The following is a 1,047-nucleotide window of genomic DNA, read 5'->3' as shown; positions in this document are numbered from 1 at the left end:
GTCGAGATCGCCGCCGAACTGAAGCTGCCCATCAGCATCGTGAAGATCCTGCTGTGCGATCTCCTCGACCAGGGCCGCATCACCGCCCGCCATCCGCGGACCGCCGCACACCCAGCAGCAGATCAGGGACGCCCTGGACCTGCCCGAGCACATCCCGCTGCTCGACTGCGACGCCCGCTCCCGGGAATCCAGCAAGCAGGTCCTGATCACCCTCGTCGAGCATCTGCACGCTCTGTCCACGTCCACCGCCGGCCGGCCGGTTCAGGAGACGACCACACCGTGACCTCACCCCAGCACCCGCCCACCGCCGGCGGGACCACCCCGCCCCCCGGCTGCCCCGCGCACGCCGGAGCCGTACCGCTGTCCGGGCCCCGGTTCCAGACCGAACCCGCCGAGCTGTACCGGGAGATGCGGCGCGACCACGGCGCGCTGGCCCCGGTGACGCTGGCCGGTGACGTACCCGCCTGGCTGGCCCTGGGCTACCGCGAACTGCACCAGATCTACAGCGATCCGGTGCTCTTCAGCCGCGACTCGCGGCACTGGCGGCTGTGGGACACCATTCCGGCCGACTGGCCGCTGCGCCCGATGGTGGACCACTCCTTCGACTCGGTGCTGTGGACGACCGGCGAGCGGCATTCCCAGCGGATCGCCATGACCGAGAACGCGCTGGAGGGTGTCGACAGCTTCGAACTCCGCCGCAACGCAGAGGAGATCGCCGACCGGCTGATCGACGCGTTCTGCGGGCACGGCGAGGCCGAGCTGATCTCGCAGTACGCCACGCTGCTGCCCGCGCTGGCGCTGGTGCGGGCGTGCGGCTACCAGGACGACGAGGGCCCGGGACTGGCGCACTCCATCAACGAGTTCCTCAACGGGACCGAGGAATCGCTGAAGGCGTTCCGCCACTTCCACGCCGCCACCTACGCGCTGGTGGACGCCCGGCAGCAGGCCGCCGCCGCCGACATCGCCTCCCGGATGCTGGCCCACGGCGGGTACGGGCGCGAGGAGATCGTGCAGGACCTGGCGGTCATCATCGTCTCCGGCCAGCAG

Annotated in this window: 1 protein-coding gene and 1 pseudogene; one reads left to right on the top strand and one right to left on the bottom strand. The window is 70.9% G+C overall.

Annotated features, from left to right (window positions below):
* Positions 1-79: 79 nt before the first annotated feature.
* Complete coding sequence (locus ACWF62_RS20705; RefSeq protein WP_452631314.1) at positions 80-229, bottom strand: hypothetical protein; 150 nt, start codon at positions 227-229, stop codon at positions 80-82.
* Positions 230-279: 50 nt separating this feature from the next.
* On the opposite strand from ACWF62_RS20705, the pseudogene ACWF62_RS20700 reads away from it, so the two are divergent.
* A pseudogene (locus tag ACWF62_RS20700) lies at positions 280-1,047 on the top strand (cytochrome P450); the annotation flags it as partial.

The organism is Rhodococcus sp. NPDC054953, assembly GCF_053609225.1.
Note: the sequence above shows the minus strand (reverse complement) of the source record. Positions and strands in the feature narration are given on the sequence as shown.